Consider the following 24,417-nt stretch of genomic DNA (forward strand, 5'->3'; position numbering starts at 1 on the left):
GGAACCTCCTTTCTTACGCTTTTTGTGTACCTAAATCTGCAAGTACATCTAAAATTTCTTTGTAGAACTCTTCACGCGTACCACCGCGATGAATTTCTTTATATAGCTCACCATCTTGAATGAATAAAATACGCTGACAGTAACTTGCACTATATGGATCATGCGTAACCATCATAATAGATACGCCTTGTTCTTCATTTAAGTTTGTCATCGCATCAAGTAAACTTGCTGCATTTTTCGAATCAAGGGCTCCTGTTGGCTCGTCTCCTAAAATAATTGCCGGCTCATGCACTAGTGCGCGTGCTGCTGCTGAACGCTGTTTCTGTCCACCGGATACTTCAGTTGGATACTTTTGAAGAATTTCTGTAATCCCTAACATATCCGCTACTTTCTCTACTTTCGGTCCAATATTACGTGATGAAACACCTTGAAGTGAAAGTGGAAGTGCAATGTTCTCATAAATAGATAAGTTCTCTAATAAGTTGAAGTCTTGGAAAATGAATCCTAACTTTTGCGAACGGAAATCAGAAAGCTCACCTTGCTTCATTTTCGTAATGTCCGTACCCGCAATTTCAACAACGCCACCCGTTGCTTTATCAAGCGTTGAAATTACATTTAATAATGTCGTTTTACCAGAACCAGATGGTCCCATAATACCAACAAATTCACCCTCTTGAATTGAGAATGATACACCTTTTAACGCGTGTGATTGGTTCTCACCTTTTTTACCGTACACTTTTTGAACGTTTTTCACGTCTACAACTGGTTTCGTCATATATATCCTCCTACGCTTGTTTTTCCATTACCTATTTTGCGCCTTTTGGAGGTGAACTGCTATTTATTAACATTACAATTACCTTACACTTTTGTAATATAAAAAAGGTGAGTGTGTAAGCTTAGCTTTTATCCTTTTAAAACAAATTCATTTTCTTCATTAGTAGATAAAATTTCATTAGCGATTTACCGCAAAAAGCTGACAAAAAAATAGACTGTTCCACAAGCGGAACAGCCCATTTCTGTCTTTATTTCTTTAAAGGCGTTACCGTCCAATACGTAATAACACGCCAAATCCATTCTAATGGACCCATTTTAAAGATTTTCATCCAAATCACACTGAAAATAATTTGAATTGCATAAATTGCGATACACACATATAGCGTCTGCATGTACGTTAAGTTTCCTGCAAAATTAAATACACTGCCTGCAATTAAAATCATTGCAGTTTGTCCAATATAATTTGTTAAAGCCATACGACCGTAATATTTCAGTGGTGCTAACAATGCTTGAACTGGTTTTAACTGAAGTAATAAAATTAATGCTCCTACATAGAAAGCTGAAATAATTGGTCCAACTGTAACACCAATTTTTAAAAACTGACCTGCGGCATCCATTGTTCCATCCTCAGTCATAAGTATCATATTTACAAATGGATTAGCAGGAACGTGCCCATATTGATACCATAAAGCTATCACACTTAAAACAAACATAGCTCCTGTAAAAATAGCGACTTGCTTTATTTTCGCTGAAAGATTTTCAAATACTTTGTACTGTCCTGCAGCAAGACCTAATAAAATTAAACCTAATGGTAATAATTCCTTAGCTGCCATAATACTAAAAACTATCGTAAGAATAAGACCGATTACTAAATTTATTTGCTTCTTCACTTTATAAAATGGTAAAGTGACTAATCCACAAATTGCGTATAACGCTAGTGCTTCCCCAGGCTGAAACATTTGATGAATCAAACCAAAAATAAATAGTGCAACTAAGCGGCGTAGAAATAGAACATATCCATTCTTCCCTTTCGCAATTGCTCTTGTAATGAAGATATAGAATCCTACTCCAAATAAGAATGAAAAGATTGAGAAGAAACGACCTTCTACAAATAAGTATAGAAACCTTTGATAACTTGCATCCACTGTATTAGGGTCTGGAACTTTAATATTAAGTAACGCCAAAATATTTACTAAAATAATCCCCAGTAATGCGAAGCCACGAATGTAATCTAACTCATCAATTCGTTTGTTTGTAATATTGTTCCCCATAATGCAACTCCTTGTCCTAAATTAAATCCTCCCTTACTCTACTGGAAAAATAAGCTTACAACTATCGACAAACCTTACAGGAATCTTACATTATTGTCATATAGCAAAATAAAACCAGGTCATATTGCGACCTGGTTTACTCTGATTGTTTTGATCTTTGCGGTTGTCCTTTTTTACTATTACGCTGTTTCACTTGCACAACCGGATCAAGCTCATTTGAAAACTCAGCGTTATGTCCATTTTGCGTTTTTTGCTCTGGATTATTTTGATCTGAACGTTTCGCCATTACATTCACTCCTTCTTAGTGCGGTGTAATAATCATTTGATGTTGCAATTGGCTAATTGCCATACGTGCTCTATTTAACTGCTCACGCTGCTCATCATTCGCATGTTGTTGCATCGTTTGTAAATCATTATATGCTTGTTCTAATTGTAACTGAGCATCCGAATACTCCATCGTATTGTAATGCTCTTGTCTCATGCCTTGGTCTAATTGTTCTTTCGCATATTCCACCGCTTGTTCTGCCTGTGTAATATACTCTTCAAGTGATTGACGCTCTGCCATAATTGTCCCTCCTTGCTTCAATTCCCCTTTAGTGTGTCCCTTCCATATGAACCTTATGAGTATGTTATAATGGATTTTGTTTCATCCCGCTATTTGTGGGCAGTAAGACCTCTACCTCAAAATTTGGATGAAACAAAAAAAGGTAGGTGGGAGCTCAACTGCCCGTAAACGCCCGATTCGTGAGGGCTGATAATCAGTGGGGGGAACATCCTCCACTGATTAAAGTTTCACTTTATTTTGACTCGTCTTAGGAGGGAAAGTAATGAAGGTTCAAAACCCTTTTCCATATACAAACGACAATAAACGTTATCATACATGGAATTACCACTTACGAAATGAATTTGGTGAAAAAATCTTTAAAGTTTCATTAGATGCTGGCTTCGATTGCCCGAACCGTGACGGTACAGTTGCTTACGGTGGTTGCACGTTTTGTAGTGCTGCTGGATCTGGTGACTTCGCTGGTGATCGCCGCGATGATGTTATAACGCAGTATCATGAAATGAAAGAAAAAATGCGCTCAAAGTGGAAAGACGGAAAATGTATCGCTTATTTTCAGGCTTACACAAATACACATGCACCACTTGAAGTGTTAAAAGAAAAATTCGAACCGCTTCTAGCAGAAAAAGACGTTGTCGGTCTTTCTATCGCAACTCGTCCAGATTGTTTACCAGACGATGTCGTTGAATATTTAGCGGATTTAAATAAACGTACGTACCTTTGGGTTGAACTCGGACTACAAACTGTTCATGAACGTACTGCAAATCTTATTAACCGTGCTCACGATTATCCATCTTATGTGGAAGGCGTAAATAAATTACGCAAACATGGCATTAGAGTTTGCTCTCATATTATTAACGGTCTTCCCCTTGAAGATTACGACATGATGATGGAAACAACTCGTGAAGTAGCAAAACTTGACGTACAAGGAATTAAAATTCATTTACTTCATTTATTAAAAGGTACGCCAATGGTGAAGCAATATGAAAAAGGTCAATTAGAATTCCTTTCTCTTGAAGATTACGTAAGTCTCGTTGTTGACCAACTTGAAATTATTCCTGAAGACGTAATTGTGCACCGCATCACAGGTGACGGTCCACCTGATTTAATGATTGGTCCAATGTGGAGCTTAAATAAATGGGAAGTATTAAATTCCATCGATGCAGAATTTGTACGCCGCGGAAGCTGGCAAGGAAAATATGCAAATGAGGAGAAACAAAAATGAAATTAGAACGTGTATTACCGTTTGCTCGCTCGCTGCTGCAAACGGCTGTTAAAGAAGGCGATTACGCAGTAGATGCAACGCTTGGCAATGGACATGACACTTGCTTCCTAGCTGAAATCGTTGGGGATAACGGAAAAGTATTTGGATTTGATATTCAAAAAGAAGCAATCGAAAGCTCTACTATCCGCCTAAAAGAAAAAGAACTTTTCGAACGCACTGTTTTAGTTCACGACAGTCACGACACACTCTTATCCGTATTACCAGAAGATGCAAAAGGAAAAGTAACAGGCGCAATTTTCAACTTAGGTTACCTTCCAGGCGGTGACAAGCATATCGTCACAAAACCGAACTCAACTCTCTCGGCTATCGAACAATTACTAGGCGTAATGGCACCAGAAGGTATCATCATCCTTGTTATTTATCACGGTCATCCAGAAGGACAAGTAGAACGCGACGCTGTTCTCAAATTTGCAGAAGAACTAGATCAAAAACAAGCTCACGTTTTGCGATACGGCTTCATTAACCAGCAAAATAACCCGCCATTTATTGTGGCGATTGAGAAACGATAATATATCAACGATTTTTTCGATATATCGACGATTCGACAAAACATAACAAAAAAAGACATGCACTCATTGCACGTCTTTTTCTTATTCTCCTATATAATGGATATATACACTATTTGAAGAAAGAAGGATAGAACTTTGCTAGTAGAACTAAGGGGAATTCAAAAGAAGTATGGCAAATCACTTATACTAGACAACATTGATTTATCCATTCCAGAAGGAGAAGCGCTCGCTATTATTGGCGGGAACGGGACTGGAAAAAGTACTCTACTCAAAATAATTGCAGGATTTATTTCACCTACAACAGGGACACTTCAAAGAAAAGAACATATACAAATTGGCTATGTACCTGAACATTTTCCTGAAGGGATTCGTTTTACATTAGAGGATTATTTATATCATCTTGGCCACATCCACGGTTTATCAACAAAATATTTAAAAGATAAAATTCCGATGCTTCTTGAATCTTTTCATTTACATCATGCAAGGCATTCCGTTGTACGAAACTTTTCAAAAGGTATGAAACAAAAAACAGGCATCTTGCAAGCATTACTTACAGATGTCCATTTATTAATTTTAGATGAACCACTTTCTGGGCTAGATCCTAACTCTCAGCAAGAACTAGAACATATTTTACTCTCATTAAAACAACACGGCATATCTATACTCTTCACATGTCACGAAAAACAACTACTAGAAAACTTCGCCGATAGAATTGTGACGTTAGCAAATCATACAATCACGGAAGATATCTCTGTGCAAAAAGGAGCAGAACAAGTCTATATTGAAGCAATCGTTCACGAAACATTTTCTACGATAGAACTACGGAAACAATTAGGATTTATACACGTTGCACACAATTCAAATCAAAACCTTATTCAATTACAAATCGAAAAAGAATATACAAACGAAATGCTTCAGTTTTTATTACATAAAAAAGCATCTATCACACTGCTACAACCTAACTTTTAAATCGAAAGAAGGTTTATTATGTTCGCGCTTATTCGGTACCATTTTCTCGACTATACAAAATCATATAAGTACGTCCCTCCTATTGCGATGTACTTTGCGAGCTTACTTTTTGTATATACATATAAACCGACTCCTATTGTACCGACATACTTAGAAACAGCTCTCGCCCTTTATTTATTATCTGCCTGGATTACAGTCACAATTTTTCATACTGAAGATCCTGTACAAGAACAAATCACTATTTCACATACAAATAATATTTCGGCATTATACGTTGGTAAATATATTACGGCTCTTCTTATTTGTACTGTTTTATCTTTTATATCCGTAATCTATCCAATTATTTTGCAAATGTTTAATGAAAAAATGACAGCTTCTTTATTTCTAGTCGGATTTCTCGCTCACATGTCTTTATCTATACTAGGAATTTCAATCGCAACATTATTTACTAGAAATATTATTCAAAAAGCAAGCACCGCTTGGCTTAGTCTTACATTTATATTACTTATGACGATTGCCTCAATCCGGTTAAAAAAAGAGTTACTATGTTTTTTACCACCTGTCGAAAGCTTTATAATGCTTGGACAATACAAATATAATATACTTACTCATACTCTATGGCTTACAGCTTGGGCTATCGTATATTCATTTTTATTACTTACTTTATTTCTGTTTCTCGTTCGCAGAAAACGTTTTTGATTACATATTAAAGGGGACTAAACAATGATTGGAATACTAGCAGGAATGGGTCCAAAATCAACCGGACCATTCGTCGATACAGTTGTAGCAGAGTGCCAAACAATATATGGAGCAAAGCATGATATGGACTTTCCTCATATGATGATTTATTCGTGCCCAACACCGTTTTATATGGATCGCCCTATTGATCATGCGGCGATGAAAAAAGCGATTATTGAAGGAGCGCAAAAACTTGAAAGTACTGGTGTAGATTTCATCGCAATGCCATGTAATACAGCGCATCTTTATTTCCAGGAATTACAGCGTTCTATTACCATTCCTATTTTGAATATAGTCGATGAGACGTTAAAAGCAATTCCTGAAAATACAAAAAGAGTCGCTCTTCTTGCAACAGAAGCGACTGTTCAAGCAGGTATTTACCAAGACGGGATTACAAAACGTAATATAGAGTACATTCATAATGAACACTGGCAAGAAATGATTAATCAAATTATTACTTGTATTAAAGGCGGAGAAATTGAGGAAGCTCGTAAATTATGGAGTCTGCTCGTTTTACAGTTAAAAGACGAAGTAGATACCGCTATTATCGCATGTACCGATTTGAATGTGGTGGTGAGTGAGGACTTTGTTGATTCCGCTCAATGTCTTGCGAAAGCAGTTGTTAGGATCTATGCATCAAATATAAAAAAGTCTTCATAAACATAGAACACATCCTTTTTAAAATGTGTTTTATGCTTGATAAAAACAACCAAAACTTTTAACTTTTTTCACAATTCTTTCAAAGTAATCACACTTAATCTCGCTATATTAAATAAGTAGTTTATTCATATAGGGAAGGTTAGGGGAACTGTCGTATGAAACAAAATCGTTCGCTTCATTATATTTTTTGGCGTTGGCATTTTTATGCCGGGCTTTTTATTACGCCGCTTCTTATTACTTTGTCACTGAGCGGAATTGGGTATTTATTTCGGGAAGAAGTTGAAGATTTCATCTATAAAGATTTATATTTCGGGAAGAGCGCCCAAACAGAATCTATTTCGATGTCTGATTCGCTTTTCTTAACAGAGAAAAAATATCCGCATTATAGCGTGACGAAAATTAGTGAGTTTAATGGGGATTATAATACGAGACTTACCATTGCTAATGAATATACAGGAAAGCAAAAATTTGTGTATTTAGATAGCAATAATCAAATTGTTGGGGATCAAAATGCAGCTGAAACGTTTGCCAATATAATGCGTGAATTACATAGTTCCCTTTTAGTCGGTGGCACTGTCGTCAATTATATTGTAGAACTTGCAGCGTGCTGGACAATCTTTTTAATTGTAACCGGGTTGTATATGAGTATACGCCAATTCAAAAACACACCAGCATCCAATAAGCGAGAAAAGGCAAAACGACGTCATTCTATTATCGGTATTATATTTACAATTCCTCTCGTTCTTTTAGTTGCATCAGGTTTACCTTGGTCAGGATTTATGGGTAACCAAATTTATAAAATCGCAGCGTCGAATGAATCAATCGGATATCCGAAATTGTATATGGCACCACCTGAATCAAAGGTAAAAGAATTACCCTGGGCAACAAGAAAAGAAGCTCCTCCGGAATCAAACTCAAATGAACCAAAAGCAATTTCAGTTGATGAATTACAAAAAGGAATTGAAATAAAGAAGCCATACGTTATCTCACTACCGACCGATCCGAAAGGTGTATTCACTGTTTCGAAATCAAGCGGTTCCGGTATTACGGGTATGGATGTGGCACCAAATGAAGAAATAACAGCTTACTTTGATCAATATAGCGGAGAACTCATTTCGAAAACGGACTATCGTGATTATGGATTATTTGCACAATGGTTCACTTACGGTATCCCGCTTCACGAAGGACATTTATTCGGATGGCCAAATAAAATATTATGCTTACTAACGACGTTATCTTTATTACTTCTTATTTATTACGGAGTAAAAATGTGGTTAGCGAGAAAACCGAAAGGAAAATTAGCAGCACCTCCTAAGCAAAGAGATAAGAAAAGCACATTCGTTTTCTTTATCATGATGGTTATACTAGGCGCTGTCATGCCTTTATTCGGACTATCTGTTTTAGTTATTTTCGCGATTGAACTTCTCATATATGTATTTTCAAAAATACGATCATAGTAAAAAGGGACAGTCCAAAAAATCTAATTTTGGACTGTCCCTTTTTCATTATTGAGCAAAATTGCAACAGCACATGAAATTATATCGACTTAACTACAAAATACGATAATAGGAGCAACCTATTAATAGGAAAAAACCATCCCAAAATACCTTTTGAGATGGTCTCTTCATCACTGCGCCATTTTCTTTCGGTACATCTTCCCGTTCCAATAGAAGAATCGTGAAGTAAGCCCTCCGTATTTTACAATGCGCCGTGCCATTTTGTTCATATTCTTTTGCGCTGATACTTTTTGGTCTGATAAGTAAATACCAAGTAATCCTCGGCTTATGAGACGATGAAACTTCGCATGAGGCAAATCACCAATGCTCTTCTCTGCTTCTTCTACAAAATGTTTCATACGATCTAATATAGCTTGCTCGTTTTCATAATAACTACAGAAATTCAAATCTCCTCCGATACGGTCTTCTTCTTGATCGATGAAATAATCAAGTAAAATGTGAAGTCCTTGTACGTAAGGAAAGTATCCTTGTCTAATTTTCACAATATCTTCTTCATGTAACTCATCATGAAATGCATATGCTACAAGACAGAAAATTCCAAGCGTAGAACCTGCACATGCTGAAAACTCAAACCAACTCATCGGTGGTAAATTTTCTTTATGCGCTTCAAACCATGTTTTTAAGCGTGGTTCTCTTTCTTCTAACTTCACGTGTTTATGAATTTGCAAATCACAATAATAACAAGCAAGTTCATGAAGAATTGGAGCAATTTTATCATAATGCTTCGTTTTCTTTAAAACATCCTGACATGTTTCAACAAGCTCATCTAAATAACCACCATCATCTTGATCATCACGATAACGATAATAGTTACCGCCCCCTTCAACTTCAGGGCTTAATGCCATTACCATCGACTCATGAAGAGCCGCAAAGTCTTTCGGGTCAAGTGATGTACTACGATCACATAAATTATCTAAATAGTCGCTAATCGTTTGATAAGCTACGATAAAACGAATACATTCCTCACGATGTTCATTTGCTAGTAGCGCTAAAATACCACCGCCCTCGCAATGAAACGTTTTATTTTCAATACTTGCGATCGCTTGACTATGAAGCTCGTCATTCGGAATATGGTAGGCACGCTCTTTCCACATCGCTAGCTCATGGTGTACAACCGGAAACACATCACGGTATACTTTGGCCATGAGCGTTATGGGATTACTCGGTACGTTCACTTCTTCCTTCATCTCCTCTATTAAATGTACAAATAATAATTTATTTGTTTGTTTCTACTATATTATTGACACGTATTTCAGTAAATGACTGAATATAATTCAAAATTTCATCACGCTCATACTCATTTAATAACTCATGATAACAATTAGGCCACTCCTTATATGCCTTATCACTAATTTTAACATTATCAAACCATGTACGGACACGTGTTTTATCTACAAGTTTATCCTCACACGCCTGCATTAGCAAGAGCGGAACATCTGGAAAATCATCTATTTTCTCATGAGCAATCTCGATAGACTTAATCAATTCACTATACCAACGTACTGATACTTTACGCAAGAACAATGAATCATTCTCCATCGCATCCCTCACTTCATGATTACGAGTTGACATTTCTACAGTGAGATTTGTTGCAAATTGCAATTTTGGAGCAACGACATTTAATATTTTTGAAGCAGCACGAAGCGAAGCGGAAGGTGCAGCTAATACTCCTAAACAAGGTGAGCTTAGTACAATCCCATCTATGTCCTCTCTTTTCGTTTCTTGCATCATACGAATAACGACAAGTCCTCCCATACTATGACCAAATAAAAAAATAGGCAATCTATATTTCCTTGCTTCTTTCACCCATAACTTTATTTCCTTTATGTATTCATCAAATGAGTCGATATGTCCTCTATTTCTTGAAGTGGTTCCGTGTGCTGGAAGATCGCCCATAACGACGTGATAACCGATATGATTCCACATTTCTGCAACTGCTTCATAACGCCCGTGATATTCCATGGCACCATGCACGATAATAATGACGGCTTTCGCTTCCTCCGCTTCATAGTTCCACATACGAAACTCCCCCATTTCACTCTTTTTCATAATTTGATACACTAAAACTAGTCTCTAGGAAAGGAAGGCTTTACATGATATATCCTTACAAAGAAAAAAATCCGAAAATTGCGAGTAGTGCTTTTATCGCTGACTATGTTACCATTACAGGCGATGTGACAATTGGCGAAGAATCTAGCATTTGGTTTAATACAGTCATCCGCGGTGATGTATCACCAACGATAATTGGAAATAGAGTAAATGTACAAGATCAATGTACACTTCACCAAAGCCCCCAGTATCCTCTTATTTTAGAAGATGACGTTACCGTTGGGCATCAAGTTATTTTACATAGCTGCAAAATTGAAAAAGATGCTTTAATCGGAATGGGATCTATCATATTAGATGGCGCTGAAATTGGTGAAGGAGCTTTCATCGGTGCTGGTAGTCTCGTTTCACAAGGAAAGAAAATCCCTCCTAATACGTTAGCTTTCGGTCGCCCTGCGAAGGTCATTCGCGAATTAACAGAAGAAGACCGTAAAGATATGGAACGTATCCGCACACAATACGTTGAAAAAGGACAATATTATAAATCGTTACAAAAGTGATTTTATCGCTGCCATAAGACTGGCAGCTTTTTTTATGAAAAAATCTAACTTTTTCTTTACAAAACCTTATTATCCCCTCAATAAAATCTTATTAAAATAGAAGTTAATAACTCCATATATATGTAAATGAGGGAGGAAAAATCTCATGAAGGTCAGTGGACTATATAAAATAGAATGTTACATCTTCAAAGGAATTAATCGCTACTTTGATCAAAAAACATTAAACATCTTTTTCAGCAATATTACCCATATCGGTGGTGCAAGTTTTTCCATTGCACTTACCCTATTCTTTTTAATTTTCGCAACAGGGAATTTGCATCAAGCTGCAATTGCAACTGCTATTTCTTTAACAATTAGCCATATTCCTGTGCAAATATTAAAAAGATGGTATCCACGAAAACGCCCTTATTTAACAATTCAAGATGCGAAATATCCAGTACAGCCTTTAAAAGATCATTCTTTTCCATCCGGACATACAACGGCTGTTTTCTCTGTCCTCATTCCATTTATTTGCTATAATCCAAACTTGCTTGCTTTTCTATTACCGTTAGCATTATGCGTCGGTATTTCCCGTATTTATTTAGGGCTTCATTATCCGTCAGATGTATTTGTAGGCATGTGCCTTGGCACTTGCTCTGGCATCATCTCTTTTTATCAACTCATTCCACTCATGTAAAGGAGCGATATGATGAGAGTCGCCATATTTACCGATACATTTACACCACAAGTCAACGGTGTGGCGAAAACTTTGGAACGTTTAACTAAATATTTTCAAAAAGAAAATATCGCCTATTCTGTTTTCGCCCCTCAGCATACGGCAGAAGATAATTTCGTAGCGAATGTGAACAAAATGAGAAGTATCCCGTTAACAATATTATATCCAGAATGTCGCTTTGCCTTTCCTACTCCGCGCATTAAGCGGGAACTTCTTGCCTTTAAACCTGATATCATTCACATCGCTACGCCTTTCAATATGGGACTTTGTGGGTTATATTATGCCAAAAAGCTAAATATCCCAGTTGTCGGTTCTTATCATACTGATTTTGACGCCTATTTACGTTATTACAAAATCGAATTTCTCTCCAATATGCTATGGAACTATTTAAGCTGGTTTCATAGTCATATGCAAAAAAACTTTGTTCCTTCTCCTGAAACATTACATCAATTAAAGAAAAAAGGATTTCAACAGCTCTATATTTGGGGACGTGGTGTAGATTGTACTCTCTTTCATCCAACTTACAATAAAGACCTATTCCGAAAAAAATATAATATTACAGCGAAATATATTCTTTCCTACGTCGGGCGCCTTGCTCCTGAAAAAGATATCGATACTCTTCAAACACTTATTCAAACGACAAACAAAGAACGTGACGATATTCATTGGCTCATCGCTGGAGATGGACCTCTTGCCAAGGGCCTGCATGAAAATGTTCCAAAAACAAATGTAACCTTTACTGGATATTTACAAGGTAAAGATTTAGCTGAAGTCTATGCTTCCTCCGATCTAATGGTATTTCCATCTACTACTGAAACATTTGGGAACGTCGTGCTGGAGTCACTCGCATGTGGTACACCTGTTATTGGTGCGAATAGTGGCGGGGTTAAAAATATTATTACAGATGGAAAAACGGGAATTCTTTGTCCACCAAAAGATATAGATTCCTTTCTATCCTCCATCAATTCTTTATTGCAAAATGAAGATCAACTTATGCAAATGGGCATAGCAGCTTCGTCTTATGCTAAAACACAAAGCTGGGATGAGATCTTTCTTGGCTTACTTGACCAATATGAAGTAGTCCTTCAGAACACTGCATCAGAATTACTCGCTTAAACAGAAAAACCCTCTTCATAACATGAAGAGGGTTTTTTACATAACTGGAAATTTTAGTTTAATAAATGATACATAAGGTGAAGTATCATATTATTCTTATATTCATTATAACAAAAAAACACATAACTAAACAGACTTGTAATAAAAACCCATAAAAATTAATATATGGTTATACAGTATTTTTACTGTATGATGATTTTAAGAGATTCCCCTTAAAATCAACTTACTCACATACCTTTATACAGTAATTGTTCCCCAATTTCTGTATATCAAAAAAACCTTTCATTCATTTGAAAGGTCTTTTTGAGCCTGTACATATTCTTCTTTCGTATTCACATTTATAAACCAATCTACATTCGCTTGTACATCTTCACCAGCAATATATTTCACATTACATTGTGATAAAAGCTGGCCCATACTTCTTTTTTCTTCTTGAAGCAAAGCATAAATCTTTTCTTTCAAGCGGTTATTATACGCTGCAAGTAACGGTTGTTTTCTTCCATTAATAATAGGTACAACCGCATCATATTCATTGCTCGTTTGCTCTAATAAAATGGTAATCCATTCATTTGAAACGTTCGGTGCATCACAAGGCATGATAATATACCAATCTGAATCTATGTATTCCATTCCTGACACTATTCCAGCAAGTGGCCCATTTCCTTTATAGTGCGACATATCTTCTATAACTGGAACTTGTACTAATTGCTCTACTCTCTCTTTTATATCAGTATGACTAATAACAACAACATCTTGCAAAATACTTTCCATTACTTGCACAATATGCTCAACAAAAGTAGTTCCCTTCCAAATCGCCAATGCTTTCGGTTCTCCGAAACGACTAGACTGTCCGCCAGCTAATACAATTCCTGCAATTTTCATTGACGATGCAACTCAAATGTAATATGACCTAATTCCGGTAAAATTAACTTGTTCATCGCAAGACGAACCGCTCCGCTAGACCCTGGCATCGAAAAGACAACTTTACGCCCGATTGTACCGCCGATTGCTCTACTTAACATCGCAGCGCTTCCGATATCTTCTAAGTAACTTATCATACGGAACAACTCACCAAATCCAACAATTTCTTTATCTAATAACACTGACACTGCCTCAATCGTTACATCACGTTTCGTAATACCAGTTCCGCCATTCGTTAACACGACATCAACATCTTCCCTATGATAACCTGCTAACACTGCTTGCTGGATACTTTCTTTATCATCTTTCACAATTTCATAAGAGGTCACTTTATGTCCTGCTTCTTTTAATAATTCATGTAATAGTTGTCCGCTCTTATCCGTCTCTTCCGTACGTGTATCGGAAATCGTCACGATTTTGCAGCGCACTTCTTTTGGAGCTTGTTTTTTATGTTCAGTTACACTCATTTTTCATCTTTCCTTTCCTAAAGACTTTTCTTCATTTTATCATACATATCTTTACACAATTATGTATGAAGCCAATGATGCACCGTGATACAATATAAGTATATACGACCACAAAAAGGAAAATATACTTTCTTATACGCCTGGACTACACACCATTAGCTACTCTTTAAATCCCCTTATATTTTCTACATAGTAGATTTCATTTTAAATTACAAAATAATTTGGAGGTTCACTCACTATGGAACTATACAAAAAATTAACAACAACATTCATCCTCTTATTTGTTGCTTCCATCACTGTCGGTTTTTCTCTAAAAGGAGCAATTCCATACGCTACATTAGTGAGTATTATATTCGCAACGCTATTTTTACTGAGCAGTGCTTTTTGCGCAGGAAAAGCACGCCAACTGAAAGGGTGACCGTCTATGTTCCGTAAGAAACCAATCCTTTGTAAATCATGTGAAAAGGAAATACAAACGTATGAAAAAGCGTGGATTCATATGCCATTTCCGGCAAGTGGTATGACAAATATGAAGAAGTATATTGAGCTAGACGGGGAAGTTTATTGTAGTTCTTGCATTCAAGTAGTAAATAAAGTGAAACTTTAATCAGTGGGGATTTTGTTCTTCCCCACTGATTATTAGTTAAACTAATCGGGCTTTTACGGGATAAAACCAAATAAAAAAAGCTTTGCACACACAGCGCAAAGCTTTTTTTCATATATTATAGACCAGCTTGCTCTTTTAAAGTAGCTGCTTTGTCTGTACGTTCCCATGTAAGATCTACATCAGTACGTCCGAAGTGGCCGTAAGCTGCTGTTTGTTTGTAAATTGGGCGACGTAAGTCTAGCATTTTAATAATACCAGCTGGGCGAAGATCGAAGTTGTTACGAACTAGTTCTACTAATACGTCTTCAGATACTTTACCAGTGCCTAATGTATCAACTGAAATTGATACTGGTTGTGCTACGCCAATTGCGTATGCAAGTTGTACTTCTGCTTTGTCAGCAAGACCAGCTGCTACGATGTTTTTCGCAACATAACGAGCTGCATATGCTGCAGAACGGTCAACTTTCGTTGCATCTTTACCAGAGAATGCACCACCGCCATGGCGAGCGTATCCACCGTAAGTATCAACGATGATTTTACGTCCTGTTAAACCAGCATCACCTTGTGGTCCACCAATTACGAAGCGGCCAGTTGGGTTAATGAAGAATTTCGTTTCTCCATCCATTAATTCTGCTGGAACTACAGCTTTAATTACGTGCTCTTTTAAATCGCGATCGATTTCTTCCCACGTAACATCTGGATGATGTTGTGTAGAAATTACAATTGTATCCACACGTACAGGTTTACCATTTTCATCATACTCAACTGTAACTTGCGTTTTTCCATCCGGACGTAAGTATGATAATGTGTCATCTTTACGTACTTCAGTTAAACGACGAGCTAATTTGTGAGCAAGCGAGATTGGAAGTGGCATTAATTCTTGTGTTTCATTACATGCGAAGCCAAACATTAAACCTTGGTCTCCCGCACCAATTGCCTCAATCTCAGCGTCAGTCATTTGACCTTCGCGTGCTTCTAGTGCTTGGTCAACACCCATAGCGATGTCAGCAGATTGCTCATCGATAGATGTTAAAACTGCACAAGTTTCTGCATCGAATCCGTATTTTGCGCGTGTGTAACCAATGCCTTGAATTGTTTCACGAACGATTTTTGGAATATCTACGTAAGTAGAAGTCGTAATTTCCCCCGCTACCAATACTAAACCAGTTGTTACAGTTGTTTCACAAGCTACACGTGCATTTGCGTCCTTTGCTAAGATCGCATCTAAAATTGAATCAGAAATTTGGTCACAAATTTTATCTGGATGTCCTTCAGTTACAGACTCAGATGTGAACAGATGACGTTTTTTTGTCATGTGGTAAACCTCCCTACAGTAATTGTATATATTGTACGGAACTCATCCTTAATTTGCCACAAACTGCGACATACATTTATTCTCCCACACAAGCATACAGAAAAACCTTTCCTACTTAACATAGAGGAAAGGTTTAATTTGCTACTTGCATACTGCTTTTTGCCCTTTGCTCTTATCGTTCGAGACCGTTAGCCTCGCACAGGTTTTAGCACCTATTCACCTGTATTTACCACTACAAATGAGGTTGCTGGGCTTCATCGGGCCTGTCCCTCCGCCAGCTCGGGATAAGAGAGTATCCGTCCCAACCTATACTAAAGAAATGATATTCATTTGTCAATTAATATTCACATTTTCCTGAAAGTTTTTCTCAATACCCATAGAATGAAATATTAATAGGGAAATGATACATTCACACAAACAAAAATAAATAAATAGTATACATTATTTATATAATTGTGTTATACTATTGATGGGGATTACGAGAAATATTTCATTAAATGAAAAGGATGGTATATAAATATGAGTACTGTGAATGTCCAAATTGGTTTACATGAATTATTGAACGGAAGCAATGCACAGATTCAATTAAGTGTTCCGCAATTAGTGGAAAAAGTATTAATGCGAAACGAAGGGAAATTAACTTCTACTGGTGCCGTTTCTGCTTCAACAGGAAAATACACAGGACGTTCTCCTAAGGATAAATTTATTGTGAAGGAAGCATCGGTTGCTGACAAAATTGCTTGGGGAGCCGTGAACCAACCGATCTCTGAAGAACATTTTAATAAATTATATATAAAAGTTTTAGAATACTTAAAAGAAAAAGAAGAGTTATTCATCTTCAAAGGATTTGCTGGCGCTGATCGCAACTATCGCCTACCAATTCAAGTTGTTAACGAATATGCATGGCATAATTTGTTCGTACATCAATTATTTATTCGTCCAAATGAAGAAGAATTAGCAACTCACGAATCAGAGTTCACAATTGTTTCTGCACCAAACTTCAAAGCAGATCCAGCAATTGACGGTACAAATTCTGAAGCATTTATTATGGTTTCATTCGAAAAACGTATCGTACTAATCGGTGGTACAGAATACGCTGGAGAGATGAAAAAATCAATCTTCTCTATTATGAACTTCTTACTACCTGAACAAGACATTCTTTCTATGCACTGCTCTTCAAACGTAGGCGAAGAAGGCGACGTAGCACTATTCTTCGGTTTATCTGGAACAGGCAAAACAACATTATCTGCTGATCCAAACCGTAAATTAATCGGTGACGATGAGCACGGTTGGTCTGATAACGGCGTATTCAATATTGAAGGCGGTTGCTATGCAAAATGTGTAAACCTTTCTCATGAGAAAGAACCACAAATCTTCGATGCAATCAAATTTGGTTCAGTTTTAGAAAACGTTGTCATTGATGGTCAAACACGCATCGCTGACTATAACGATACTACTTTAACAGAAAATACACGTGCTGCATACCCTATGCATGCGATTGACAATATCGTACTGCCAAGTGTTGCAGGACATCCAAATACAATTATTTTCTTAACTGCTGATGCATCTGGCGTATTGCCTCCAATCAGTAAGTTATCAAAAGAACAAGCTATGTACCATTTCTTAAGCGGTTACACTAGTAAGCTAGCAGGAACAGAGCGCGGTGTTACATCTCCGCAAGCTACATTCTCTACTTGCTTCGGTTCACCGTTCTTACCGCTTGATGCATCTCGTTATGCTGAAATGCTTGGTGAAAAAATCGAGAAACATGATGCGAAAGTATTCTTAGTAAACACTGGCTGGACTGGTGGCGAATACGGCGTTGGTAAACGTATGAACTTAGGTTACACTCGTGCAATGATTCAAGCAGCACTAAGCGGTGAACTTGCTAAAGCTGAAACTGCAAAACACGACATCTTTGGCCTTGAAGTACCTCGTCATGTTCCAGGTGTACCTGATGAAGTATTAATGCCTGAACAAACTTGGGCTGATAAAGATGCTTACAAAGTGAAAGCAATTGAGCTTGCAAACGAATTTAAAGAAAACTTCAAAAAATTCGATAGCGTTTCTGAAGCTATTATTAACTTAGGCGGTCCAATCGCTTAATTACAAATTTTCTGTTGGAATAACCCTTTTACTCATATGAATAAGTGTCGTGTAACCGTAAAGTTCCGCGTACTCACCGACAAAACCCAATGCGGCTTAACGGTTACACACACTTACATAAAAAAGAAGCTTACGTTAAAAACATAAGCTTCTTTCTATATCTTATATAAAGTGAAACTTTAATCTCTTCATCTATTGCATACCAACACCTATAAATTTACAGAAAATCCATTTTATAATCATTCGTTTGTAGTTTCCTATGATATAATTTACATATAAAGGAAAGGGTGAGGCCCATGAAAAATTTTTCTCGTACAGGAAAAATTTTATTCAGTTATGGAGCGATTCAAATGTTTTGGGGACTTGTGATGCTTAACGTTAATTTATTTGAGCATACAAGTGAAACGATAAAATACATTATTCTAATTACCGGAATAGTTTGTTGTATTGTATCCAACTTTTTTAAAGAACCTAAGAGTCATACTACTAAGTGATTTCATATTAACTTATTGGAAGCGGAAACCTATATTTTATACAAAGTTACGCTTCCTGTTGTACTATCCATCGCCGGATCCTCTATTCCATCTAAAAAGAGGCTTTTCATCTTTTTATCTTTTTCAGCCCTTCGTTAATTCTTCCTCATCCTTCATACTATAATACCCTAAATTAATAACGATTAAGAAATAACCACCCAGAATACCTACTGCAAATGCCCACATTACCATATGATGCTCAATTTCGTACATGATAATAGCACCCAAAATTGCAGCTGCAAAGCGATTAAACATACCAAGCGTCGGCGCTTTCGTCTTCTTTACTATACTATCTCCAAGCTTTTCGATACGCCTTCCTAAAATCCAAACACAATACATGCTTACAATAAGTCCAATTCCTGCACCTAGAAAATGTGCTGAAAACGGTGTTAACATCCAGCCTAATAACAGAATACCTAGTAGATAATACGATTGAATTTTAAACGATTTTAATGACAAACTAATCATGCTGTACTCCCCTTCAATGTTTTTTCTATTTATCCAACAAAAGCTGTATAACTCATTTCTTTTGAGTCCATACTACTTAAAATCTATTTCATTCAAATTAAAAACAACATAAACGGTATGTTTATGTTGTTAAAATGCTTTTAGGAAATAATATTATACAAGATTTCTAATATAGAATCCCTCATAAATGTGACGTTTTTCAAAACATTTTCGTCCAATTATGAAAAAATTGATATCAATCTATGAACATACGGATATGATGTAATAAGCACATAAATAAAGGGGGCGTCTAATGATTTATTTTTTAATGGCTCTCATTCATCTCATTGTTCCTGCACTTATTGGACTTTCCTTGTATTGGTACACGAAAAAACATAGTATTTTCTATGCTGTCCTCGGTGTTCTTCTTCCAGGTATTATTCTAATTACACTCTTCCGCATTCCTTTTCTTAATTTAATCCCACTTATTACTGCCATTTTATTCCTCGTATTTTTACCAAAAATAAAAAAATAGGAAAGCAGATCATAGGTGATCTGTTTTCCTATTTTGATATAGGTTCTTGCACGATAGAATTAGCTTCTACTTTCTCTGATTTCACAAACCATAGACCGAAGAAAATGATGATTCCACCGATTATTTGTTGAAACGATACATATTCATTTGCCCATACAGCTGCAAATAAAACAGCTACAAGCGGCGTAATATACATATATACCATCGTATGTGACGCACCAATTTTTTGAACACCAACATACCACATGACTAAACCGAATACTGTTACAAAGAAAATAGAATATAATAAAGCAAATAGTGTCATTCCGTGTGTAATGTGAAATGGCATGACAAATACATGTGGACCACTTAACAATAAGAGCGGAATCGCTCCAACTAATGTCGACCATGCAGTAACACGTAATGCTGAGTATTTTTTAATAAGCGGCCCTGCTAAAACGGGATAAAGTCCCCAACATATTGATGTAATAAGTCCAATCCCATTTCCGTAGAAAGAACTAGCGAGTGAATGCCCCGCTACTAAAACTAATGTAGCACCAATAAAGGCAATCATGGAACCAACTAACTTTCGAGAAGAAAATTTTTCTTGTTTCAAGAAAATCGCAAATACAGTTGTAAAAATAGGTGAAATAGATATGAGTAAAGAAGCATTTGTAGCGGATGTGTATTTTACAGTTTCCATAAATAACGTTTGATACAGTACAATACCTACAACGCTAACGATGATTAATCTTGGTATATCTTTTCGCTCCATATAAAGTGACTTTTCGATAAAGAACGTAAGTAATAACAGTAGTGGTGCTGCTGTCATCATTCGAACTGCAGTAAACTCTATTGCTGTAAATTCTAAAAGTCCATATTTCGCAATCGTATAGTTAATCCCCCAAATAATAACGACACTTAAAATTAATAACTCAATTCCCCATCTTTTCATGCGCAACCCCCTCCGCAAAGAGAATTATACAGAAAATTCAACTATATGTACATTTCATTATGTGAAAAAATCCATAAGAAAAAGGAGCATATTATATACTCCTTCTCTCTTCATTATAATCGAACATGTAACTTCATATTCGGATTATAAAACTGGCTTGGGCTCTTCAACTGGAAAGTCCCTCCAACTTCATGCCAATCAACTGTTAATTTATCATCCATAAATACAAGCTTTGTGCGATCTGCAATAAAGTTTAGTACGCTTGATTCGATATCTACATCGCGCTCATCTTTCTCTGAAACGGCTACTAAATCAATAATCCCGCTCATAACACAACCGCAACCTTCATTATCATAAAATAACTTTATATATTTCGTTTCACTTGGAATCGTATTCATAATCTTTTTATATGCTGCCTCTGTTACAGTAACGTACATGTGTTAACCTACATCCTCTCTTCTCGTATCATTTATATATTGTACCACCATTTTTCTTGAATCTTATATACAGAAAATTAAGACTACCATAAAATATATGTGATAAAGTGAAACTTTAATCAGGGAGGTATCCATCCCCCTCTGATTATTAGCCCTCGCCAATCAGGCTTTTACGAGTAGTTAATGCGTGATAAAGGAGGTTGTATCACTGATGTTCAAACTACAGCGATATCTCATTTTCTTAGGTCTATTAGGTAGCTTTTTTATTTCTAGCGGAATGGTATTACAACATATACTTCCCTATTCTCCTTCTATTGGCTGGATTCTAGGTTTTATTTGTTTCCTATCCGCTTCTTATTTTTCCATAAAAAAACAAAAACAACTAACAAAGTAAGAACTATCTTAAGGAGGATTACCAACCATGCCAGCCTTAAAAGAAATAGAACAATAACTTAATCATTTATTACAGGAGAAATCCATTGCCATATCGACAATGATTATGGTAGGCATAAATACTCACTCATTATGGATTATGCGAAAAAAACAAATATGTCACTCATCGGTGTGTCACACTCTGCCTCTGAATATTTAGTGAAAGAGACATTGATGTATGATTGGTTTAAAGAGAATTTTGATGTAGATGTTACTTTGATTCCGCAGGAGACCTGGTGGTTATAAAACTAATAATACCTCCCCTATTTTTAAAATCTATATACACAATACGATCGACCACACAAAAATATAGAATCTACAATATATATATAGTAGTTCTACTTTTAAAACTATATTTTCAAAAATATAGAAAGGAGATAATATATGTACCAACGCAATTGCTTTAATTGTGACGGTAGACGCAACAGCGGTTCTATCGGCAGTACTGGACCTACTGGCGCTACAGGACCCACTGGTGCTACTGGACCTACTGGCAATGCCGGGCCTACCGGGTCCGGTTTGCAAAGTACTACCGCTTTTAGTCTAGCAGCCGCTCCTAACTATAAAACGGGACAAGTTGTCACTTACACGAGTAGCGGCTATGTTGTAAAAAAAGATGCACCTCAAGGATTTCCGAATGTGTCTCAAGATTATATCTTATTGGTAGAAGGTGGTCCTACCGGATCTACTGGTTCTACCGGACCTACCGGGGCTACTGGCTCTACCGGGGCTACCGGATCTACCGGACCTACCGGGGCTACTGGTTCTACCGGACCTACCGGGGCTACTGGTTCTACCGGACCTACCGGACCTACCGGGGCTACTGGAGCTACTGGTTCTATCGGAGCTACTGGTCCTACTGGTTCTATCGGACCTATTGGTTCTACCGGAAACACCGGTTCTACTGGAGCTACTGGTTCTACCGGAGCTACTGGTTCTACCGGTTCTACTGGAGCTACTGGTTCTACCGGTTCTACTGGTTCTACCGGTTCTACTGGTTCTATCGGACCTATTGGACCTATTGGTTCTACCGGAAACACGGGGCCTACTGGCAGCATTGGACCCACTGGTATTACTGGACCTACCGGAATCACTGGGCACACCGGTAGCAGTTCAGCAAAAAGCATCCTTTTCCAAGGAACTAACGCTGAGTTTCAACGTATAGCAGGTGCTCCAGCAGTTGATTCCAATATTATTCCTTATGTAATTGCTGGATCTGGAAATATAGCTGGTTTTTCTGCATCTATAAATGTAAATAATTTGCCTATAGAAGTTTATACAATTCAAATCTGCACTAATGTCCCAACAAACCTTTCCTCCCCTACCTCTAATCACGTTATATCTACTATTACTTTTACCACTGCGGCTAAAATCACTGGAACAATCACATTTACTATTACTCCTTCAGACGTTGGATCACAGCTAGTTCAAGTGTATGACCCTACCCCTTTACCAGGACCTGCCACTGTTATTTGGACTAGTACAACAACTGGAAATCCAGTTTCAAGAGGAGACGCATTATGCCTTTATATTAGCCCTGGGATTACTGACAGTGCTATATACTCTATTTTTCTAATTACCTCTATTTAAACTGTACTCTATAGAAAAAGCTTTAATCAGTAGGGGGATCCCTTCCCTACTGATTATTGGTTGAACCAATTGGATCTTAACGCAAAATAAATTAAAAAACATCACTTTTGATTAAGTGATGTTTTCTATTTATCTCTTACACTATAATTAAATCGGTAACATAATCTCAACAGTCGTTCCAACTCCAACTTCACTTTCAAAGTTCAATTTACCGTGGTGATCTTTAATAATTTTTTCCGTAACTACTAATCCTAAGCCTGTTCCAGTTTCTTTCGTTGTGTAAAAAGCTTCATTTAGCTTCGGAATTTTATCTTTCGGAATGCCGCATCCCTCATCTATAATTTGAACAATGATCACATCTTCCACTATAACTTTTACAGTAATAGTTCCGCCAACTGACATTGCTTCAATCGCATTTTTTATTAAATTAAAAAATACTTGTTTCAATCGTTTTTCCTCACATGTAATTGATGGTATATCTTTACTATAAATAGCATGCATTTTTATCCCTTGTTCTAAAGCTGGCTTTTCCATAACCCTGATAACATAAGAGATGATTTCTTTAATATTATGAGTTTCGGATTCTACCGATTTAGATTTCTCAAACCCATTTAGTTCTGTAGCAATTGTATAAATTCGCTCTACTTCCTGTCTCATAATTTCACTATAAATCTTATCTTCTGGATATTTTTTCGCTTGCTTATTCACAAGTTTTTTCAATTTTTCTAACGGTCGTCTAATCTTATCACCAATTACTGTCGCCATTTTTCCAACCATCGCTAATTTTTCTACATTTTGTATTTCTTTATCCATCATTTCAAGTGTACGAACGTAAGATTGGAATCTTAAAAATATAATCCAACATATAATAACAAACACGCTATATAATGCTATTGGGATAAGAACGATAAAGGATTGAACAACGAATCCCATAAGTGCATATTTTCCAACAATAGTTCCGGCAACTAACCAAAAGTACCTCTTATTCACAAATATCGGTGCAAATAAAATAAAGAATCCTTCTACTATATTCCCGCCATCAAATTCCGCATCACTTCCGTAATAAATAATGAAGTTATTAATAAAATCCAATATATTATAGCCAATTAAAATAATATACTTCACAATATACGGCTTTTTCCATTTCATAAAATAAAGTCCTATAAAGAATAATCCAACCATCAAACTATATAGCCATAAACCTAATCCTTCTCCAAAAGCATCTGCTAGTTTTTGATTTTTATCTGATAAAAGGACAATAACTTTTTCAGCAAAATCATACGCAAAAAATATAACGAAGAATAAGCTTAAAAATATTATTAATGCCTTTATCTCTTCTTTTTCAAATATATTTCCTTTTTCCATATGATA

Annotated in this window: 29 protein-coding genes, 1 pseudogene and 1 riboswitch; of the genes and pseudogenes, 17 read left to right on the forward strand and 13 right to left on the reverse strand. The window is 36.5% G+C overall.

Translation table 11 applies throughout. The features are described from left to right. Positions 1 to 13: 13 nt before the first annotated feature. The 4 genes from MR066_RS25935 to MR066_RS25950 all read right to left on the reverse strand — a co-directional run bounded on the left by MR066_RS25935 (position 14) and on the right by MR066_RS25950 (position 2,610). Entirely contained in the window at positions 14 to 775 is a 762-nt protein-coding gene (locus MR066_RS25935; protein WP_002129519.1) for an ABC transporter ATP-binding protein, read from the reverse strand. A gap of 247 nt (positions 776 to 1,022) precedes the next feature. Then, the gene (locus MR066_RS25940) at positions 1,023 to 2,045 is read right to left on the reverse strand and encodes a DUF418 domain-containing protein (RefSeq protein ID WP_242248968.1); all 1,023 of its coding nucleotides are present in this window, start codon (positions 2,043 to 2,045) and stop codon (positions 1,023 to 1,025) included. A gap of 136 nt (positions 2,046 to 2,181) precedes the next feature. Continuing rightward, the gene (locus MR066_RS25945) at positions 2,182 to 2,331 is read right to left on the reverse strand and encodes a hypothetical protein (RefSeq protein ID WP_001129345.1); all 150 of its coding nucleotides are present in this window, start codon (positions 2,329 to 2,331) and stop codon (positions 2,182 to 2,184) included. A 15-nt stretch (positions 2,332 to 2,346) separates the two neighbouring features. Continuing rightward, on the reverse strand, positions 2,347 to 2,610 hold the full coding sequence (locus MR066_RS25950; RefSeq protein WP_242248969.1) for a YtzC family protein: 264 nt from the start codon (positions 2,608 to 2,610) through the stop codon (positions 2,347 to 2,349). A gap of 262 nt (positions 2,611 to 2,872) precedes the next feature. Between MR066_RS25950 and mnmL the strand changes: the two genes are divergently transcribed. The 6 genes from mnmL (at position 2,873) to MR066_RS25980 (ending at position 8,225) form a co-directional block, all read left to right on the forward strand. Continuing rightward, positions 2,873 to 3,832: a tRNA modification radical SAM protein MnmL/YtqA gene (mnmL, locus tag MR066_RS25955; protein WP_002034421.1), complete on the forward strand. Its 960-nt coding sequence runs from the start codon at positions 2,873 to 2,875 to the stop codon at positions 3,830 to 3,832. Next, positions 3,829 to 4,401 (forward strand): tRNA 5-(aminomethyl)-2-thiouridylate-methyltransferase MnmM, encoded by a 573-nt coding sequence (mnmM, locus tag MR066_RS25960; protein ID WP_242248970.1) that lies wholly within the window; start codon positions 3,829 to 3,831, stop codon positions 4,399 to 4,401. Before mnmL ends, mnmM begins: the two co-directional genes overlap by 4 nt. 135 nt (positions 4,402 to 4,536) lie before the next feature. Further along, on the forward strand, positions 4,537 to 5,370 hold the full coding sequence (locus MR066_RS25965; protein ID WP_242248972.1) for an ABC transporter ATP-binding protein: 834 nt from the start codon (positions 4,537 to 4,539) through the stop codon (positions 5,368 to 5,370). Between the two features lie 18 nt (positions 5,371 to 5,388). Continuing rightward, positions 5,389 to 6,069 (forward strand): ABC transporter permease, encoded by a 681-nt coding sequence (locus tag MR066_RS25970; RefSeq protein WP_242248974.1) that lies wholly within the window; start codon positions 5,389 to 5,391, stop codon positions 6,067 to 6,069. Positions 6,070 to 6,093: 24 nt separating this feature from the next. Continuing rightward, on the forward strand, positions 6,094 to 6,768 hold the full coding sequence (locus MR066_RS25975) for an aspartate/glutamate racemase family protein (RefSeq protein ID WP_242248976.1): 675 nt from the start codon (positions 6,094 to 6,096) through the stop codon (positions 6,766 to 6,768). 155 nt (positions 6,769 to 6,923) lie between these two features. Beyond that, positions 6,924 to 8,225: a PepSY-associated TM helix domain-containing protein gene (locus MR066_RS25980; protein WP_242248978.1), complete on the forward strand. Its 1,302-nt coding sequence runs from the start codon at positions 6,924 to 6,926 to the stop codon at positions 8,223 to 8,225. 170 nt (positions 8,226 to 8,395) lie between these two features. Here MR066_RS25980 and MR066_RS25985 read toward each other — a convergent pair whose 3' ends face one another. Together MR066_RS25985 and MR066_RS25990 are read right to left on the reverse strand one after the other, a co-directional pair. Then, positions 8,396 to 9,460: a tetraprenyl-beta-curcumene synthase family protein gene (locus MR066_RS25985; RefSeq protein ID WP_002138728.1), complete on the reverse strand. Its 1,065-nt coding sequence runs from the start codon at positions 9,458 to 9,460 to the stop codon at positions 8,396 to 8,398. Between the two features lie 40 nt (positions 9,461 to 9,500). Next, complete coding sequence (locus MR066_RS25990; RefSeq protein WP_002089108.1) at positions 9,501 to 10,304, reverse strand: alpha/beta hydrolase; 804 nt, start codon at positions 10,302 to 10,304, stop codon at positions 9,501 to 9,503. A 74-nt stretch (positions 10,305 to 10,378) separates the two neighbouring features. Here MR066_RS25990 and MR066_RS25995 point away from each other — a divergent pair, with 74 nt between their 5' ends. The 3 genes from MR066_RS25995 (at position 10,379) to MR066_RS26005 (ending at position 12,722) form a co-directional block, all read left to right on the forward strand. Continuing rightward, positions 10,379 to 10,891 carry a gamma carbonic anhydrase gene (locus MR066_RS25995; RefSeq protein ID WP_002015678.1) on the forward strand — a complete coding sequence of 171 codons (513 nt, stop codon included), beginning with the start codon at positions 10,379 to 10,381 and terminating at the stop codon, positions 10,889 to 10,891. A gap of 145 nt (positions 10,892 to 11,036) precedes the next feature. Further along, positions 11,037 to 11,567, forward strand: a complete 531-nt coding sequence (locus MR066_RS26000) for a phosphatase PAP2 family protein (protein WP_002167520.1) — start codon at positions 11,037 to 11,039, stop codon at positions 11,565 to 11,567. A gap of 12 nt (positions 11,568 to 11,579) precedes the next feature. Then, positions 11,580 to 12,722 (forward strand): glycosyltransferase family 4 protein, encoded by a 1,143-nt coding sequence (locus MR066_RS26005; protein ID WP_088040285.1) that lies wholly within the window; start codon positions 11,580 to 11,582, stop codon positions 12,720 to 12,722. A 282-nt stretch (positions 12,723 to 13,004) separates the two neighbouring features. On the opposite strand, the gene MR066_RS26010 is transcribed toward MR066_RS26005, so the two are convergent. Together MR066_RS26010 and MR066_RS26015 are read right to left on the reverse strand one after the other, a co-directional pair. After that, positions 13,005 to 13,604: a molybdenum cofactor guanylyltransferase gene (locus tag MR066_RS26010; RefSeq protein WP_088040286.1), complete on the reverse strand. Its 600-nt coding sequence runs from the start codon at positions 13,602 to 13,604 to the stop codon at positions 13,005 to 13,007. Next, positions 13,601 to 14,110, reverse strand: coding sequence for a MogA/MoaB family molybdenum cofactor biosynthesis protein (locus MR066_RS26015; protein WP_085312575.1), 510 nt, complete (start codon positions 14,108 to 14,110; stop codon positions 13,601 to 13,603). The genes MR066_RS26010 and MR066_RS26015 overlap by 4 nt, the downstream gene beginning before the upstream one ends. Before the next feature lie 238 nt (positions 14,111 to 14,348). Between MR066_RS26015 and MR066_RS26020 the strand changes: the two genes are divergently transcribed. After that, the gene (locus MR066_RS26020; RefSeq protein WP_002067722.1) at positions 14,349 to 14,528 is read left to right on the forward strand and encodes a hypothetical protein; all 180 of its coding nucleotides are present in this window, start codon (positions 14,349 to 14,351) and stop codon (positions 14,526 to 14,528) included. Between the two features lie 6 nt (positions 14,529 to 14,534). Beyond that, on the forward strand, positions 14,535 to 14,717 hold the full coding sequence (locus tag MR066_RS26025; RefSeq protein WP_002067721.1) for a hypothetical protein: 183 nt from the start codon (positions 14,535 to 14,537) through the stop codon (positions 14,715 to 14,717). 115 nt (positions 14,718 to 14,832) lie between these two features. Here the strand turns inward: MR066_RS26025 and metK are convergent, their stop codons facing one another. Then, positions 14,833 to 16,032: a methionine adenosyltransferase gene (gene metK / locus MR066_RS26030; protein WP_002015707.1), complete on the reverse strand. Its 1,200-nt coding sequence runs from the start codon at positions 16,030 to 16,032 to the stop codon at positions 14,833 to 14,835. Positions 16,033 to 16,201: 169 nt separating this feature from the next. Next, positions 16,202 to 16,323: riboswitch (SAM riboswitch) on the reverse strand. 228 nt (positions 16,324 to 16,551) lie between these two features. Here metK and pckA point away from each other — a divergent pair. Together pckA and MR066_RS26040 are read left to right on the forward strand one after the other, a co-directional pair. Next, positions 16,552 to 18,138: a phosphoenolpyruvate carboxykinase (ATP) gene (gene pckA / locus MR066_RS26035; protein ID WP_002034448.1), complete on the forward strand. Its 1,587-nt coding sequence runs from the start codon at positions 16,552 to 16,554 to the stop codon at positions 18,136 to 18,138. Positions 18,139 to 18,434: 296 nt separating this feature from the next. Continuing rightward, positions 18,435 to 18,632, forward strand: coding sequence for a hypothetical protein (locus MR066_RS26040; RefSeq protein WP_002089120.1), 198 nt, complete (start codon positions 18,435 to 18,437; stop codon positions 18,630 to 18,632). A 123-nt stretch (positions 18,633 to 18,755) separates the two neighbouring features. Here MR066_RS26040 and MR066_RS26045 read toward each other — a convergent pair whose 3' ends face one another. Further along, positions 18,756 to 19,139 (reverse strand): ATP synthase subunit I, encoded by a 384-nt coding sequence (locus MR066_RS26045; RefSeq protein WP_088040287.1) that lies wholly within the window; start codon positions 19,137 to 19,139, stop codon positions 18,756 to 18,758. Between the two features lie 292 nt (positions 19,140 to 19,431). Here MR066_RS26045 and MR066_RS26050 point away from each other — a divergent pair, with 292 nt between their 5' ends. Next, the gene (locus MR066_RS26050) at positions 19,432 to 19,653 is read left to right on the forward strand and encodes a hypothetical protein (protein ID WP_002034446.1); all 222 of its coding nucleotides are present in this window, start codon (positions 19,432 to 19,434) and stop codon (positions 19,651 to 19,653) included. Positions 19,654 to 19,681: 28 nt separating this feature from the next. On the opposite strand, the gene MR066_RS26055 is transcribed toward MR066_RS26050, so the two are convergent. Continuing rightward, positions 19,682 to 20,587 carry a DMT family transporter gene (locus MR066_RS26055; protein ID WP_061688343.1) on the reverse strand — a complete coding sequence of 302 codons (906 nt, stop codon included), beginning with the start codon at positions 20,585 to 20,587 and terminating at the stop codon, positions 19,682 to 19,684. Between the two features lie 113 nt (positions 20,588 to 20,700). Continuing rightward, positions 20,701 to 21,024 (reverse strand): iron-sulfur cluster biosynthesis family protein, encoded by a 324-nt coding sequence (locus MR066_RS26060; protein WP_061674603.1) that lies wholly within the window; start codon positions 21,022 to 21,024, stop codon positions 20,701 to 20,703. 211 nt (positions 21,025 to 21,235) lie between these two features. Between MR066_RS26060 and MR066_RS26065 the strand changes: the two genes are divergently transcribed. The 3 genes and pseudogenes from MR066_RS26065 (at position 21,236) to MR066_RS27510 (ending at position 23,046) form a co-directional block, all read left to right on the forward strand. Beyond that, the gene (locus MR066_RS26065; protein ID WP_002034443.1) at positions 21,236 to 21,418 is read left to right on the forward strand and encodes a hypothetical protein; all 183 of its coding nucleotides are present in this window, start codon (positions 21,236 to 21,238) and stop codon (positions 21,416 to 21,418) included. A gap of 62 nt (positions 21,419 to 21,480) precedes the next feature. Further along, positions 21,481 to 21,702 (forward strand): annotated as a pseudogene (locus MR066_RS26070) (Nif3-like dinuclear metal center hexameric protein); the annotation flags it as partial. 138 nt (positions 21,703 to 21,840) lie between these two features. After that, the gene (locus MR066_RS27510; RefSeq protein ID WP_472927096.1) at positions 21,841 to 23,046 is read left to right on the forward strand and encodes a collagen-like domain-containing protein; all 1,206 of its coding nucleotides are present in this window, start codon (positions 21,841 to 21,843) and stop codon (positions 23,044 to 23,046) included. A 147-nt stretch (positions 23,047 to 23,193) separates the two neighbouring features. On the opposite strand, the gene MR066_RS26085 is transcribed toward MR066_RS27510, so the two are convergent. Then, positions 23,194 to 24,411 (reverse strand): ATP-binding protein, encoded by a 1,218-nt coding sequence (locus tag MR066_RS26085; protein ID WP_016102916.1) that lies wholly within the window; start codon positions 24,409 to 24,411, stop codon positions 23,194 to 23,196. Positions 24,412 to 24,417 lie beyond the last annotated feature (6 nt).

Source organism: Bacillus cereus group sp. BfR-BA-01523 (assembly GCF_022662615.1).
Lineage (GTDB): Bacteria > Bacillota > Bacilli > Bacillales > Bacillaceae_G > Bacillus_A > Bacillus_A mycoides.